The sequence below is a fragment of the Kitasatospora sp. MBT63 genome (assembly GCF_000710465.2).
GTDB lineage: Bacteria > Actinomycetota > Actinomycetes > Streptomycetales > Streptomycetaceae > Kitasatospora.
The window spans coordinates 1-14,919 of sequence record NZ_JAIZ01000582.1; the positions used below are offsets into that span (position 1 = coordinate 1).

Annotated in this window: 14 protein-coding genes; 10 read left to right on the forward strand and 4 right to left on the reverse strand. The window is 75.4% G+C overall.

Annotated features, from left to right (window positions below):
• Nucleotides 1-207: 207 nt before the first annotated feature.
• Together AA75_RS30500 and AA75_RS30505 are read right to left on the reverse strand one after the other, a co-directional pair.
• On the reverse strand, nucleotides 208-1,107 hold the full coding sequence (locus AA75_RS30500) for a DsbA family protein (protein WP_051813775.1): 900 nt from the start codon (nucleotides 1,105-1,107) through the stop codon (nucleotides 208-210).
• Complete coding sequence (locus AA75_RS30505; protein WP_033823567.1) at nucleotides 1,104-1,535, reverse strand: Rrf2 family transcriptional regulator; 432 nt, start codon at nucleotides 1,533-1,535, stop codon at nucleotides 1,104-1,106. The genes AA75_RS30500 and AA75_RS30505 overlap by 4 nt, the downstream gene beginning before the upstream one ends.
• Nucleotides 1,536-1,697: 162 nt before the next feature.
• On the opposite strand from AA75_RS30505, the gene AA75_RS30510 reads away from it, so the two are divergent.
• The 3 genes from AA75_RS30510 (at nucleotide 1,698) to AA75_RS30520 (ending at nucleotide 4,378) form a co-directional block, all read left to right on the forward strand.
• Nucleotides 1,698-2,261, forward strand: a complete 564-nt coding sequence (locus AA75_RS30510) for a cupin domain-containing protein (protein ID WP_082526942.1) — start codon at nucleotides 1,698-1,700, stop codon at nucleotides 2,259-2,261.
• A gap of 88 nt (nucleotides 2,262-2,349) precedes the next feature.
• The gene (locus AA75_RS30515) at nucleotides 2,350-3,168 is read left to right on the forward strand and encodes an SDR family NAD(P)-dependent oxidoreductase (protein ID WP_051813792.1); all 819 of its coding nucleotides are present in this window, start codon (nucleotides 2,350-2,352) and stop codon (nucleotides 3,166-3,168) included.
• Between the two features lie 274 nt (nucleotides 3,169-3,442).
• The gene (locus AA75_RS30520; RefSeq protein ID WP_063794468.1) at nucleotides 3,443-4,378 is read left to right on the forward strand and encodes a helix-turn-helix transcriptional regulator; all 936 of its coding nucleotides are present in this window, start codon (nucleotides 3,443-3,445) and stop codon (nucleotides 4,376-4,378) included.
• 36 nt (nucleotides 4,379-4,414) lie between these two features.
• On the opposite strand, the gene AA75_RS30525 is transcribed toward AA75_RS30520, so the two are convergent.
• On the reverse strand, nucleotides 4,415-5,533 hold the full coding sequence (locus AA75_RS30525; RefSeq protein ID WP_033823545.1) for a hypothetical protein: 1,119 nt from the start codon (nucleotides 5,531-5,533) through the stop codon (nucleotides 4,415-4,417).
• A 256-nt stretch (nucleotides 5,534-5,789) separates the two neighbouring features.
• Here AA75_RS30525 and nhaA point away from each other — a divergent pair, with 256 nt between their 5' ends.
• The 7 genes from nhaA to AA75_RS49965 all read left to right on the forward strand — a co-directional run bounded on the left by nhaA (nucleotide 5,790) and on the right by AA75_RS49965 (nucleotide 13,957).
• Entirely contained in the window at nucleotides 5,790-7,679 is a 1,890-nt protein-coding gene (gene nhaA, locus AA75_RS30530) for a Na+/H+ antiporter NhaA (protein WP_033823546.1), read from the forward strand.
• Nucleotides 7,680-7,828: 149 nt separating this feature from the next.
• Nucleotides 7,829-9,460, forward strand: a complete 1,632-nt coding sequence (locus AA75_RS30535; RefSeq protein WP_051813778.1) for an FAD-binding oxidoreductase — start codon at nucleotides 7,829-7,831, stop codon at nucleotides 9,458-9,460.
• An 86-nt stretch (nucleotides 9,461-9,546) separates the two neighbouring features.
• Nucleotides 9,547-11,325 carry a pentapeptide repeat-containing protein gene (locus AA75_RS30540; RefSeq protein ID WP_033823547.1) on the forward strand — a complete coding sequence of 593 codons (1,779 nt, stop codon included), beginning with the start codon at nucleotides 9,547-9,549 and terminating at the stop codon, nucleotides 11,323-11,325.
• Between the two features lie 93 nt (nucleotides 11,326-11,418).
• On the forward strand, nucleotides 11,419-11,850 hold the full coding sequence (locus AA75_RS30545) for a GNAT family N-acetyltransferase (RefSeq protein WP_033823548.1): 432 nt from the start codon (nucleotides 11,419-11,421) through the stop codon (nucleotides 11,848-11,850).
• 132 nt (nucleotides 11,851-11,982) lie between these two features.
• The gene (locus tag AA75_RS30550) at nucleotides 11,983-12,678 is read left to right on the forward strand and encodes an NADPH-dependent F420 reductase (RefSeq protein WP_033823549.1); all 696 of its coding nucleotides are present in this window, start codon (nucleotides 11,983-11,985) and stop codon (nucleotides 12,676-12,678) included.
• A gap of 180 nt (nucleotides 12,679-12,858) precedes the next feature.
• A complete protein-coding gene (locus AA75_RS30555) occupies nucleotides 12,859-13,140 on the forward strand; it encodes a hypothetical protein (protein ID WP_033823550.1) in 282 nt (93 codons plus the stop codon).
• A gap of 1 nt (nucleotide 13,141) precedes the next feature.
• Nucleotides 13,142-13,957 (forward strand): hypothetical protein, encoded by an 816-nt coding sequence (locus AA75_RS49965; RefSeq protein ID WP_051813779.1) that lies wholly within the window; start codon nucleotides 13,142-13,144, stop codon nucleotides 13,955-13,957.
• Nucleotides 13,958-13,985: 28 nt separating this feature from the next.
• Here the strand turns inward: AA75_RS49965 and AA75_RS30565 are convergent, their stop codons facing one another.
• A complete protein-coding gene (locus AA75_RS30565; protein WP_033823551.1) occupies nucleotides 13,986-14,894 on the reverse strand; it encodes a LysR family transcriptional regulator in 909 nt (302 codons plus the stop codon).
• Between the last annotated feature and the right edge of the window lie 25 nt (nucleotides 14,895-14,919).

The following is a 14,919-nucleotide window of genomic DNA, read 5'->3' on the forward strand; positions in this document are numbered from 1 at the left end:
CGGGCGGGCCGCCGGGCGGGCGCGCTCAGCGACAGAGGTCGCTGCTGGTGCGCCGGAGATCCACGTAGCGGCACACCACGTTGGGGTGCGTGGAGAGCATGCGCACATCCTGGCGACTGCGGGACCCCGCTGTCAATGGATACAAAAAGGTGTCTCATTGGGCGACACGGGCCCGTCAACGCACCGCCCACGCACCGTCCTTGCTGTTCAGGGGCGGTGCGCGCGGCGCGGCCCGGAGAACAGCGGCGAACCCGCGCGCTCGTCCGGGTGCAGCAGCAGCGGGCCGTTCCCGGTGGGCAGCACCAGGGCGCCGGGCGGCCGGCCGGCCGGTTCCGGGCCCAACTCCGTTACGGTCAGGCTGCGGTAGCGCTCCAGCTGGTCCGCCGCCGCCAGATCGCCGGGCCGGACCTCCAGCCCGGGGCTGACCGCCCGCGCCGCCGCGAGGTACTCCGCGCCGGTCCGCCAGCCCGGCACCGCACGCCGGCCCCCCGGGCCGGTGAACAGCAGGGTGGGCAGGGCGTACCGGTACCCGTCCTCGGTCTCCTTGGCCGCGCCCGGGTGCGGCCCCTCGCCGCGCAGGCCCACCACGTCGGGCACCGGCCGCCTGGTCTCGGCGCGGTCCCGGGAGATCCGCTCGAGCACCGCGGCCGACCCCAGGTCGGCGTGCAGCCGCGCCCGGTCCAGCCCGGGGACGCCGTCCAGCGCCGCCAGCACCCGGGCGGGCGTGTCGGCCGGTTCGCCGAGCACGAAGGCGGTCTCCCGCAGGCGCCGCAGCACCCGCTCGGCCACCTCCGCCCCCTGCGCCTCGGCGGCGGCCGCGGCCAGCGAGGCCGGCCGGCTGCTGGCGGCCACCCGGTGCAGCCGCACCGCGCGCGGCGCGCCGGTGTGGGCGGTGATCCCTTCGACGTAGCGGGCGTACCAGGCGGTCTCGGCGTCCGGGTCGGGCGCCGGGTCGTCCTCGTCCTCGAAGAGCAGCCCGAACACCCGGCGGAACTCCGCGACGCCTTCCAACTGCCGTCGCAGCAGGCGCAGTTTGGGCTCCGATCCCCAGGCCCAGGGACAGAGCGGGTCGGTGTACTCGACCACCTCGAGCCGGTACCCGCTCACGCCGGCGCCGCCACCGCGGCCGGGCGCGCGGCGGCCGGCAGCAGCCCCGCGACGGTGGTGGCGGACAGCAGGTCGGTGGCCCGCTGCTCCACCTCGCGCCAGACGGCGGGCAGGCCGTCGGCGGGACCCGGGTACGCCAGGGCGGCCAGCGGCTCGCCGCGGAGCGTGATCACCTCGCCGTCGACCGCCCGCACCACGTCCAGCAGGGTGATCTGTCCGGCGGCGCGGCCGAGCCAGTAGCCGCCCTCGCAGCCGCGCTGGCTGCGGACCAGCCCGGCCCGCCGCAGGTCGCCGACGACCGACTTGAGGAAGCGGAACGGGATCCCCTGCGAGGAGGCGATGGCCTCGCAGGTGAGCGGACGCGCGGTGTCGCAGGCGAGTTCGACCAGCGCCCGGACGGCGTAGTCCGCCTTCGCGGAAATATGCATGAGCATGAGTATCCCCGGGGCGCCGCCCGGTTCAAGTCCCCTGGTACGACGCGCCGAGAGAAAGGACACCTCTTGACATCCTTTCCCGGCCGCGCCTAGCGTCCTGTCCGTCCGCGGGCGGCGACACCCGCCCGCCCACGCACCGCGCATCCGGGAGCCGCCATGTCCGACGCCCACCGCCAGACCTCTCCGGCCGACGGCGAGCCCGGCACCGCGTGCACCGAGGCCGGCACCGGCTTCCACCCGCACCTGCCCGACCACGGCCACCCGGACACGGACCCGACGCCGCTGCGCGCCCGGCTGCACCACATCCGGGCGGGCGAACTGGACGGCGACACCGCGCAGACCGGCGGCATGCGGCGGTTCGCGGCGATCAGCGGCCGCACCGTCGGCTCGGAGAAGCTGTGGATGGGCCAGACCCACGTCGCCCCGGCCACCTCCTCCTCCGACCACCACCACGGCGAGTCCGAGACCGCCATCCACGTGGTCAGCGGCCACCCCGAGTTCGTCTTCGTGGACGACTCCTCCGGGCAGCCGCAGGAGGTCCGGCTGAAGACCGGCCCGGGCGACTACATCTTCGTGCCGCCGTTCGTGCCGCACCGCGAGGAGAACCCGGACCCGGACGAGGAGGCCGTGGTGGTGATCGCCCGCTCCACCCAGGAGGCCATCGTGGTCAACCTCCCCGGCCTGTACCCGCTCGACGCGCCGGCCCGGCCCGGGGACTGAGCCGCCGCCGCTGGTGCGGCCGGGTCCCGCCCGTCCCTGGGACAGGCAGGACCTGGTTGCGGTGCGGGCCGCCCGGCAGGCTGGCCGCATGAACGAGCACACCACGCACACCACCACCGAAATCACTACCGCGGACGCCGGGTTCACCGGCCGCGTCGTCCTGGTCACCGGCGGCACCAGCGGCATCGGGTTCGCCACCGCCCGGCTGCTGCTGGCCCGTGGCGCCCGGGTCGTCATCACCGGCCGCACCGAGGAGCGGCTGCGCCGGGCCGCAGACCGGCTGGCGGACGTGTCCGACGGCGGCGCCCGCCTGCTCACCGTCCGGGCCGACGCCGCCGACCTGTCCGACACCGAACGGCTGATGGACCGGATCCGGGAGTCGTACGGCCGGCTCGACGGCCTGTTCGCCAACGCCGGCGTCGGCGTCTTCGAGAGGCTGGAGTCCACCACCGAGGCCGACTTCGACCGTCTGGTCGACGTGAACGTCAAGGGCGTCTTCTTCACCGTCCAGCGTGCCCTGCCGCTGCTGGAGGCGGCCGGCCCGGGCGCCTCGGTGGTCATCAACGCGTCCTGGACGCTGCACCGGGCGATGGAGGTCGCCCCGATGTACGCGGCGACCAAGGCCGCCGTGCACAACCTCGCCCGCTCGCTCAGCGCCGGGCTGGCCGACCGCGGCATCCGGGTGAACTCGGTGAGCCCGGGCTACATCCACACCGAGATGTACGACGAGATCATCACCGAGGAGGCGGCCCGTGAGGCCACCCGGGTCGCCCCTCCGCTCCAGCGGGTCGGCAGCTCCGAGGACGTCGGCGAGGCCGTGTCCTTCCTGCTCTCCGAGCGGGCCTCGTACATCACCGGGCAGGACCTCGCGGTCGACGGCGGCCTGGTGATGAAGGTCCCCGGCTGACCTGCGGACGGCCCGCCACCGCGGTGCCTGGTCCTGGGGCCTGTCCGACGATTCGCGTCGGATCGGCGCGCGGCGGCGGGCGCCCGGCCGGGCGTGCCGGCGAAGCGCCCACGTACCGGGTCGTACTCGGGCGATTCGCCGGTGCGTCCAGCTGGGGGCACCTCCCGGCCGGAGGCTGGGGGAGGATGTCCGGCGTCGCGCGCCCGGCGGGAATCGTCAGACTGGCCCCCGCAGGGCCAGGCACCGCACCCCCGGGATCGGCGAGAATCACCGCATGACCACCACCACGCTGCGGGACTTCCTGCGCTCCCGACGGGCCCGGCTGCGGCCCGCCGACGTCGGCCTCCCCGAGTTCGGCGGACCGCGCCGGGTGGCGGGCCTGCGCCGCGAGGAGCTGGCCCAACTCGCGGGCGTGAGCGTCGACTACTACACCCGGATGGAACAGGGCCGGGTCCGGGGCGCCTCCCCCGCCGTGCTCGACGCCCTGGCCCGGGCGCTACGGCTGGACCAGGAGGAGACCCGCCACCTGCACCGGATCGCCCGCCCCGGTGCCCCGCGCGGCGCGGCCCGGCCCCGCCCCGCCCGTCCCCAGCAGGTCCGGCCGATGCTGCGCACCCTGCTGGACTCCCTGGACGCCCTGCCCGCGCTGGTGATGGGACGGCGGATGGAGATCCTGGCCTGGAACCGGGCGGCGAGCGCGCTCCTCGGGGACTTCGCGGCGATGGCGCCGGGCGAGCGCAACATCGCCCGGATCACCTTCCTCGCGCCCGGCTCCCGCACGCTGTACGCCGACTGGGAGTCCTGCGCCAGGGGCAACGCGGCCTATCTGAGCATGGAGGCCGGCCGTCACCCCGACGACCCCGAGCTGGCCGCACTGATCGGCGAACTCTCCGTGAAGAGCCGGGAGTTCCGCACCTGGTGGGCGGAGCACCCGGTGCAGGACAAGACCGCCGGGGTCAAGGTCTTCCACCATCCCGTGGTCGGCCGCCTCGAACTGGACTACGAGACGCTGCGGGCCGCCGACGACCCCACCCAGGCCCTGATCACCTACGCCGCCCGGCCCGGCAGCCCGTCGCAGGACGCGCTGCGGCTGCTGCTCTCCTGGACCGCCACGGAGGATCCCGCCCGGCCCGCGGGCCGGGCCCGGCAGGGCTCCCCGGGCCCGACCAACGCGAGCAGCGACTCCCCCGCGTACGGGCCCGGTCGATGACGTGGCCGGTCCCGCCGGGGCGGGACCGGCCACGGTTCAGTACCGCAGCACGGCGGCGATCCGGTCGTGCTCGGCCAGGCTGTCGGCGGGCCGGAAGACCACCTCGGCGCGGCTGTCCAGCGCGGCCTCGACCAGCTCGTCGACGATGTCCTCCCGCACCCCCTGCTCCCAGGCGCCCGGCCCCGGGTCGCCGTCGACCGCCGCCAGGTGTCCGTCCGTCAGCCGGACCGTGGCCTGGAACTGCTCCTCCACCACCAGCAGTTCGACCCGGCCCTCACGGACCGCCTCCCACACCTCGTCCAGCCCGGCCGCGAAGACCTTGCGCCCGCGCGCCTCGTCGAGCAGCTTGCCGACCCGCCGGCCGTCCTCCGCCGCCAGCGCCTCGGCGGCGGGCGCCAGCTCCTGCAGCAGCACCCGGCCGGGACCGTCCACCAGCCCGCCCTTGCGGACCGAGCCCGCCGCGCCCCGGGCCGCCGTGCCGACCTCCTCCAGCAGGCTGACCGCCTGCGCCAGCCCCACCACGTGGAACGGCCGGGGCTCGGCCGCCAGCAGCGCGGCCAGCGCGGCGTCCACCGTCCGCAGGAAGCGCCTGGTCTCCTCGTCGCTGAAGGTGCTGGGCTGGTCGCCGATCCGCTCCTCGCGCTGCGCGTCGAACTGCAGCGGGTCCGGCTCCAGCGGGAAGCCGTGCCGGCGGTCCTCGGTCAGCGTCTCGCCGACGCCGCTCCACAGCGTCGCCCGGTCGGCGGCCACCGCCAGCACCCAGTACGGGCGGGCCTGGGCCCGGGCCGCGACCAGGTTGCGGGTCAGGTAGGTGTCGGCGAACACCACCCGCTCGGGCACCGGCCGGGCCAGCGACCAGATCTGGTGCTCACCGGTGGTCGCGAGGATCACCAGACCGTCGAGCGAGTGCCGCAGGTCCACCTCGGCCGCGGCCCGGTCCAGCTGCGCCTTGAGGCCGATCCGGTCCTGCCGCGACACCTGCGGGTCCTCGTCGATCCGGCGCGCCGCCTCGGCCAGCACGTTGCGCAGCCGGACCGCGTCCTGGGCGTTGTCCGGTTCGCGGCGGTGGGTGGGCATGGTGAGGGACACCGCCGGATAGGGCCGGGGCGCCCGGAGATCACGGAGGACGGCGGCGGTCAGTGCGTCGGTTTCCATGGGGCCTTCCTGGTCGGTCGCCTGGGCTGCCGGCGGACGCCGCCACCGGCCGCCCTGCTGCCAGGCCGCCCGCCGGCCGGTCCGCCTACCCGGCCGAGCCTCGCACAGCGGCCGGACCGAGCCCTTCGGCCGCGCCGCACGGCGCGCCGCGGATCTCCCCGGACGGCGCCCGGAGCGGACCCGTCCGGCCCGATCTCTCCCCGGTCAGGCGTGGCGGTGGCGGGCCTTCCCCCGCCACCGGCGGCAGAATCGACAGGTGAGCGCGGAACAGGAGTCACCCCGGTCGTCGACGACCCAGACCCAGTGCGGCGGCTCGGCCCGTACGCCGCTGCGGCACTTCCTGCGGACCGAGACCGGCAGCGCGGTCTTCCTGCTGGCCGCCACCGTCGCCGCCCTGGTCTGGGCGAACGCCGGCCCCGGGACGTACGAGCAGTTCTGGGGCACCGACCTGTCGGTCCGGCTCGGCTCCGGCGAGGTGTCGCTGGACCTGCGCGAGTGGGTGAACAGCGGGCTGATGACGCTGTTCTTCTTCGTGGTGGGCCTGGAGGCCAGGCGCGAGTTCGACATGGGCGAGCTGCGGGAGCGACGGCGGGTGACCCTGCCGCTGGTGGCCGGCCTGAGCGGGATGGCCGTGCCGGTCGTGATCTACCTCGCGATCAACGCCGGGCACGGCACCGGCCACGGCTGGGGGGCGGCGATGTCCACGGACACCGCGTTCGCGCTGGGCATGCTGGCCGTCTTCGGCCGCCGGCTGCCCACCGCGCTGCGGATCTTCGTGCTCACCGTCGCCGTGGTGGACGACTTCCTCGCACTGGTCGTCATCGCCGTCGCGTACAGCACCGGCCTGGAGCTGCCCGCGCTGCTCACCGCGCTCGGCATCTTCGCCGTGATGCTGCTGATCAAGACCACCGGCCTGCGCGCCGGGCCGCTGTACGCCGTACTGGCCGTCGCCGCCTGGGTGGCGATGCTGAAGTCCGGCGTGGACCCGGTCGTCACCGGCCTCGCGCTGGGGCTGCTCACCTACGCCCGCCCGGCCGCCCGGGACGACCTGGAACGGGCCAGCGGGCTGTTCCGGCTGTTCCGCGAGCAGCCCACCCCCGAACTGGAGCGGTCGGTCCGGCGCGGCCTGGCGTCCGCGCTGTCACCCAACGAACGCCTCCAGCGGATGTACCACCCCTGGACCAGCTACGTGATCGTGCCGCTGTTCGCCCTCGCCAACGCCGGCATCACGGTCAGCGGCTCCGAACTCGCCCGGGCCTTCGGCACCCCCGTCACCCTGGGCATCCTGCTCGGGTACGTGGCCGGCAAGCCGATCGGCATCATCGGGTCCTCCGTGCTCGCCACCAGGCTCGGCCGCGGGCGGCTGCGCCCGCCGGTCGGCTGGGGCGCCCTGACCGCCGGCGGCACCATCGCCGGGGTCGGCTTCACCGTCTCCCTGCTGATCGCCACGCTCGCCTTCGAGGGCGAGCAGCTCCAGCAGGCGAAGATCGGCATCCTCTCCGCGGTGGTCGGCGCGTTCACCCTGACCGCGCTGGTCACCTGGGTGATCGGGCTGCTCCCCCAGCGCCGGCGCACCCGGGCGCTGCTCGGCACCGCGACCCCGATCGTCGACCTCAACGAACCGGTCGACCCCGACCGGGACCACGTCCGCGGCCCGATGGACGCCCCGGTGACGGTCGTCGAGTACGGCGACTTCGAGTGCCCGTACTGCGGGCGTGCCGAGAGCGTGGTGCGCCGGCTGCTCGCCGACCACGGCGACGTCCGCTACGTCTGGCGGCACCTGCCGCTCACCGACGTCCACCCCTTCGCCCAGCTCGCCGCGGAGGCCGCCGAGGCGGCGGCCCGCCAGGACAGCTTCTGGGAGATGCACGACCTGCTGTTCCGGCACCAGGACCGGCTGCGCACCCCCGACCTGGTCCGCTACGCCGAGCAGCTCGGCCTCGACACCGAGCGGTTCCGCCACGACCTGCGGGCGCACACCGGCGCCGCGCTGGTCGCCGAGCACATGGAGTCCGCCGACCTCAGCGGCGTGGCGGGCACCCCGACCTTCTTCGTGAACGGCCGCCGCCACCACGGCGCGTACGACATCGCCACGCTGTCCGCGGCCGTCCGGGCGGCCCGCGACCGGGCGACGCTCACCTCGTAGCGGGCGGTGCGGCGGCGGGGCCGGCGGTCGACGACGCCCGCCGGCAACCGGGGGTCAACGCGGTGGCCGGACCGATCAATGACCGGGCGCCGCCGGGCCGCTAGCGTCGGCGGGACACCGGGCCGAGTCCGCCGACGACGGGAGCACCCATGCCTGATCCGCAGTCCCCCGCAGGGCCCGGGCCGGGGCCCGCGCCGCGCCGCCGCAAGTTCTGGGGCTGGGGCTACGAGGACGAACAGCCCTCCCGCGCCGACGTGCTGGCCATCGCCGCACAGGCCAGGGCCACCCTCGGCTTCGGCGGCGAGCGGGTCCTCGATCCCCCCTCGGTCGCGGACCTGCGGCTGCCCGACCCCCGCCTGGCCCCACCGGCCTCGCTCGCCCCGCTGTTCACCGCCTCCCCGTACGAGCGCGCCGCCCACGCGTACGGGAAGTCGTACCGGGACGTGGTCCGCGCCTTCCACGGCGAGTTCCCGCACCCGCCGGACCTGGTGGCGCTGCCCGGGGACGAGGACGGGATCGCCGCCGTACTGGAGTGGTGCGCGCAGGTCGGCGCGGCGGTCGTCCCGTACGGCGGCGGGACCAGCGTGGTCGGCGGGGTGGAGCCGCCGGCCGGGGAACGGTTCGCGGGGACGGTCTCGCTCGACCTGCGCGGGCTGGACCGGGTGCGGGAGGTGGACACCGCCTCCTCGGCCGCGCTGATCCAGGCGGGCGCCCTGCTGCCGGAGGCCGACCGGCAGCTGCGCGGACACGGGCTGACGCTGCGCCACTATCCGCAGTCGTACCGGTTCGCGACCGTCGGCGGCTCGATCGTCACCAGGGCGGGCGGGCACTACGCGACCGGCCGCACCCACCTCGACGACTTCGTGCAGTCCGTCCGGGCGGTCACCCCGGCGGGGCTCTGGGAGAGCCGGCGGCTGCCCGCCTCCGGCGCCGGGCCGAGCCCCGACCGGCTGATGATCGGCTCGGAGGGGGTCCTCGGGGTGGTGACCGAGGCCTGGCTGCGGGTCCAGGACCGGCCGCGGTTCAAGGTGTCCGCCACCTTCGCCTACCCGGACTTCACCGCCGGGGCGCGGGCCGCCCGGGCGATCGTCCGCTCCGGCCTCCAGCCCGCCAACTGCCGGCTGCTCGACCCGGACGAGGCCCGGCTGAACCAGGCCGGGGACGGGAAGGAGGCCGTGCTGATCGTGGGGTTCGAGTCCGCGCACCACCCGCAGGACGGCCTGCTGGACCAGGCCGCCGGCCTCGCCCTGGCCCACGGCGGCCGCCGCCACGACGGATCCGGCGACCCGGCCGGCCCGGCCACGGCGGCCGAGAAGCAGTGGCGGGACGGCTTCCAGGCGGCGCCGTACCTACGGGACGCGCTGGTCGCGGCGGGCATCCTGGTCGAGACCTTCGAGACGGCCGTCACCTGGGACCGGTTCGAGGAGCTGGACGCCGAGCTCCACCGCACCGCCCGCCGGGCGGCCGCCTCGGTCTGCGGCGCCGCCGCCGTGCACCGCAGGCTCACCCACGTCTACCCGGACGGCGCCGCCCTGTACTTCACCGTGCTCGGCCCGGCCCGCCGCGGCTCCGAGCTCCGCCAGTGGGACGACATCAAGACCGCCGTCGGCGAGGCCCTGCTGGCCGGCGGGGCCACCATCACCCACCACCACGCCGTCGGCCGCGACCACCGCCCCTGGTACGACCGGCAGCGGCCGGACCTGTTCGCCCGGGCCCTCGGCGCCGTCAAGGCGGAGCTCGACCCCGAGGGGATCCTCAACCCCGGTGTCCTGCTCGGCTGACGGCGCGGGCCCCCGGCCCTGACTCCCCGGGCCCGGGCTCCCCGAACCCCCCACCGGCCGGGCCCGGCTGCGCCAGGATGGAGGCCATGAGTCGCACGCCCGTTCCCGCCACCTCGTCCGTACCGCACCGGCTCGGCCGCCTCACCGCCACCGAACGCCGGATCTGGCAGGCCTTCCCGCACGGGGACCCGGTCGATCTGCGGACCGGCGACCCCGACGCCGACCGGCCGGCCGCCGCGGAGCACTGGGCGCCCGAGCGGTCGGTCCGCGGCGAGGTGATCGCGGCGCTGCTGCTCGGGGCGTGCCCGCAGGCGGCCGGGGCGGTGGCGGCGCTCCGCGTCGCCGGGGCGCGGATCACCGGACCGCTGCGGCTCGACCACGGCCAGGTCTCCTGCGCGCTGCAGCTGCGCGGGTGCCGGTTCGACGGGCCGATCGACCTGGACGGCGCCGTCACCGGCTCGGTCGACCTGGGCGGCTCCCGGCTGACCACGCTCAGCGCGTACGGCGCCCAGATCCGCGGCACGCTCGACCTGCGCGACACGGTGGTGACCGGCGGCACGGCGCCGGACGGCGGAACTGCGGCGAGCGAGGACGCGGCGGCGGGCGGCGGGGCGGACCGCGCCGTGCACGCCGACGCGATCGTGGTCGACGGCAGCCTGCACGCCAACCGGGCCCGGATCACCGGCCCGTTCAACCTGATCAACGCCCGGATCGGCGGCCGGCTCACCCTGATCGACTCCGAACTGGTCAACCGCGCCCCGGGCGGCACCGCACTGAACGGCGGCGGAATGCAGATCGGTCGCAGCCTGTTCGCCCAACGGATCTCGGTGGTCGGCGAGTTCCGGATACCGGGGGCCCAGATCGGCAGCTCGCTGCTGCTCACCGGAGCCCGGCTGGACGGGCGCGGCGGCACCGCCCTGCACGGCGACTCGCTGCGGGTGGCGAGCGACGCCTCGCTGCGGCCCGCCCAACTGCCCGGACAGCGGGAACCGCGCCCGTTCACAGCGATCGGCACGGTACGGCTGCCCGGGGCCCGGTTCGCCGGCGAGCTGGACCTGGGCGGGGCCCACCTGACCCCGACCCCCGGTCAACCGGCCCTGCACGCCAGCCGGTTGACCGTCGACGGCATTCTGCGGCTCGACGACGGCCTGCGGACCGACGGCGAGATCCGGCTGACCGGCGCCCGGATCGGCGGCCACCTCGACCTGGCCGGAATGGCCAGCCCGGACGCCCGGCTGACGCTGTACGCGGCGAATGCCGCCGGCGGCGTCCGGGACGACCCGGACAGCTGGCCCGGCCGGCTCAACCTGGACGGCTTCACCTACGGCCCGTTCAGCGACTACGTCGGCGCCGCCGGCCGGCTGCGGGTGCTGGCCCGGCAGACCAGCCGCGAGGACCACGACCGGATCGGCGCGTTCCGCGCCCAGCCGTACGAGCAACTGGCCTCCTACTACCGCTCCCTGGGCAACGACGGCGAGGCCAGGACCGTCCTGCTGGCCAGGCAGCGGGCGCTGCGGGCGACCTTCCCGTGGTGGCGGCGGATCCCGGGCCGGCTGCTGGACCTGCTGGTCGGCTACGGCTACCGGCCGGCCCGGGCGTTCGGCTGGGCGGCGGGCCTGCTGCTGGCGAGCAGCGCCTACTTCAGCCGGGTCCGGCCGCAGCACGTGGCCTCCGACGACACCTCGGAGTTCAACCCGGTGCTGTACGCGGCCGACCACCTGATCCCGGTGGTCCGCTTCGGCCAGTCCGAGGCCTGGCAGTACCACGGCGTCCCGGCCGTCGTGACGGTGGTGCTGACGCTCCTCGGCTGGACCCTGGGCATCGCCATCGCGGCGGCCGCCACCCGCACCTTCAACCGCAACTAGTGCCGCGTCGAGGGGCCTTCGGTGCCGTGGGTCTCATCTGCTACGCCCCGCAGGCGCACTGCCTACGGCCCTGAAGCCCGCGTCGGGTAAGATCTGCAGACCATGAGCGACCCTTACATGCTGGAGGCGGGCGTGCCGCCCGTCGAGGTCTACCGCCGTCTGCGGACCGACGCGGGGCTGTCCGACAAGGCCCCCGAGGCCGCCGCCCTCGGCCTGGCCGGCACCTGGTTCGGCGTGGTCCTCCACCACGAGGGCCGGCCCATCGGCATGGGGAGGATCATCGGCGACGGCGGCACGGCGTTCCAGGTCGTCGACATCTGCGTCCACCCCGCCCACCAGGGCAGGGGCCTCGGACGGCGCATCATGGCCGCGCTGACCGGGGAGCTGGAGCGCCGCGCCCCCGCCACCGCGTACGTCTCCCTGATCGCGGACGGGCCCGCCCGCTTCCTGTACGAGAAGTTCGGCTTCACCGACACGGCCGCCCACGGCTCGATCGGCATGTACCGCACGATGCGCGGGAGCTGACGCTCCTGACGGGCCGTCGGTCCTGACGCGCCGCGGGCGTCGTCCTGCCACCGGCTGCCGCGACTGCCTGGTTGCATGGTGCCGACCTCCGGTCCACCTCCGACCCCGACCCCGACCCCAGGAGCAGCACCCGTGAAGATCGCGATCATCGGCGCCGGCAACATCGGCGGCACCCTGACCCGGCGCCTGTCCGCCCTCGGCCACGAGGTGTCCGTCGCCAACTCCCGCGGCCCGCAGACGCTCACCGCTCTCGCCGCCGAGAGCGGTGCGACGGCGCGGCCGGTCGAGGAGGTCGCCCGCGGGGCGGAGCTGGCCGTGGTGACGATCCCGCAGGGCAAGGTCCCCGAGCTGCCCGCCGGCCTGTTCGACGGCGCCGCCGAGGGGCTCGTCGTCGTCGACACCGGCAACTACTACCCCCGGCAGCGCGACGGCCGGATCGCGGGGATCGAGATCGGCAGCACCGAGAGCCGCTGGGTGGAGCAGCAGCTCGGACGCCCGGTGGTCAAGGCGTTCAACAACATCTACGCCCACCACCTCGCCGATCTCGGGCGCCCGGCGGGTGCGCCGGACCGGATCGCGCTGCCGGTCGCCGGTGACGACGAACGGGCCAAGGCCGTCGTGTGCGGGCTGGTGGAGTCCCTCGGCTTCGACGCCGTCGACGCGGGTTCGCTGGAGGACTCCTGGCGCCAGCAGCCCGGTACGCCGGTGTACACCACCGACCTGGACGCGGGCGGCGTACGCCGGGCCCTGGCCGAGGCCGACCCGGAGCGCTCCCCCGACTGGCGCGCGACCCCCGACAGCCCCGGCAGCTTCGAGCACCCCGCCTGAGCCCGGCGCACGGGCGCGCCCGGCCCGCGTACCGGAGCGCGCGGGGCGGACAGCGGTGGCTGCACGCTCCGCCGTCCGGGTTGATCGGTCGCCGTCCCCTTGCCGCCGCGGTGGTCCGAACGGGTACATGGAGCTGGCCGTACGTAGCCGAATCGAGGCCCGTCCACACCGGGGAGCGCCATGCCCTCCTTCACCATCACCGACCGCGGCGGCGTGAGCTTCCCCCCGGGCGACCACACCGCCGTCGCGTTCTTCTGCGACAACACGCTCGACGGCTCCCCGCAGGCCGCGCTGCGGGTGGTGGTCTGGTCACCCGGCCACCCGGACGTCCACCGGGTCGCCGTCGGCAACGACGGCGGCCGTCAGGTCGTCGTCCCGTTCGCCGATCCGGCCGCGACCCACACCGTCACGGTGACCCGCACGGACGGTCTGTCGTTCCCGGTCTACGCCGCGGTGACCTGAGATGGCCGCCGCGGAGCCGGACTTCGTCGTCACGCACCAGGGCGGGGTGACCTTCGCCGAGGGGCAGTACACCGGTGTGCGGTTCTTCTGCGACCACACCCTCGACGGGTCGCCGCGGGCCGCGCTGCGGGTGGTCGTGTGGTCCGGTTCGGCCGACGTGCGGTACGTCGCCGTCGGCAACGACGGCGGCTCCGCGGTGACGGTCCGTTTCGCCCGCCCGCTGCTCACCCACACGGTCACGGTGACCCGGACGGACGGCCTGTCCTTCCCGGTGCACGCCGTGCTCGACCGCGACCCGGCCTCCGGGTCCGACGGCACGCCCACCACGCCCACCACCCCCGGGCCGATCCCCACCTCGCAGATCGACTTCTCCGGCGCCGGGTCGTGGTCCAGCGGTTCGGCGGCCTGCGTGGGCTACATCGACGAGGCGCTGGACGCGATGGGGATCACCGATCCGGGCGCCCGCCGGTCCTGGGAGCTCGGGATGGACACCATCGCGTCCAGGGAGTCCGCCTACAACTCGCCCCGGTGGCAGATCAACACCTCGGACGCGAACGCGGTCGGCCCGCCCGTCCCGGAGGACTCCGCCCGTCCCGGGGCGCCCTTCCAGTGCTCGCGCGGGGTGGCCCAGTGCATCCCCCAGACCTTCGCCGGCTACCACCAGGCCGGTACGTCGGTGCGGATCTACGACCCGGTCGCCAACTTCGCCGCCGCGATGAACTACGTGATGGACGCCTACGGCGTGGCGCGGGACGGCCACGACCTGGCCGCCAAAGTGCAGCAGGCCGATCCGGACCGGCCTCCCGCCGGGTACTGAGACCGCGGGGACAACGGTGCGCACGGCGCTACCCGTCCGCCCCGCGCTGGACGGCGGCGGCCGCGCGGTGCAGTTCGGCGAGCACCGTGCGCACCGCCCGGCGGGCCAGGCGCTCCGGGCGGTGCAGGACGTCGACGTGGCGTCGGGCGGGAACGCCGGTGAGCGGACGCAGGACGAGGGCGGGGTGCCGGGGCGTGGTCCAGCGGGGCATCAGGGCGAGGCCGCCGCCGGCGGCGACGGTCTCGGCGACCACCGCGAACTCGTTGATGCGGTGGACGATGTCGAGCCGGCGGTTCGCGGCGGCGGCGATGGCGTGGACGGTGGCCATCAGCGGGAAGCCGTCGTGCACGGTGATCCACGGCTCCCCCGCCACGTCACGGGGGGTGAGGTGGGCCTTGGCGGCCAGCGGGTGCCCGGCCGGCAGAGCCACGTCCAGCGGTTCGAGCAGCAGGGTGGAGACGGTGACGGCGGCGGGCCACGGCGGTGCGTGGTCCAGGTGGTGGGCGATCACCAGGTCGTAGTCCCGGGTCAGCTTCGGGAAGTCGTCGCGGGCGACGTCCTCGTCGGCGAGCGAGAGCCGGGGGCGCCCGGAGCCGGTCCGGTCCCGGAGCAGGATCGGGAAGAACGTGGAGGCCGCGCTGTGGAACGCGGCGACCGACACGTCCGCGTCGGGCCGGTCGACGAACTCGTCGACCACGCGGCGCGCCCGGGCGAGCGCGGTCTCCACCTCCACGGCCGCGGCGGCCAGCGCCCGGCCGGCCTCGGTGAGTACCAGGCGGCGGCCTTCGCGTTCGGTGAGCGGGACCGGGATCGGGCGTTGCAGCAGCTGGAGCTGTTGCGAGACCGCCGAGGGGGTCATCGACAGGGCCTCGGCGGCCGCGGTGACGCTGCCCAGTTCGCCGAGCTCGCGGAGGATGCGCAGCTGCCGTTCGTTCATCCCGACAGTGTAGGGAAACTGAATG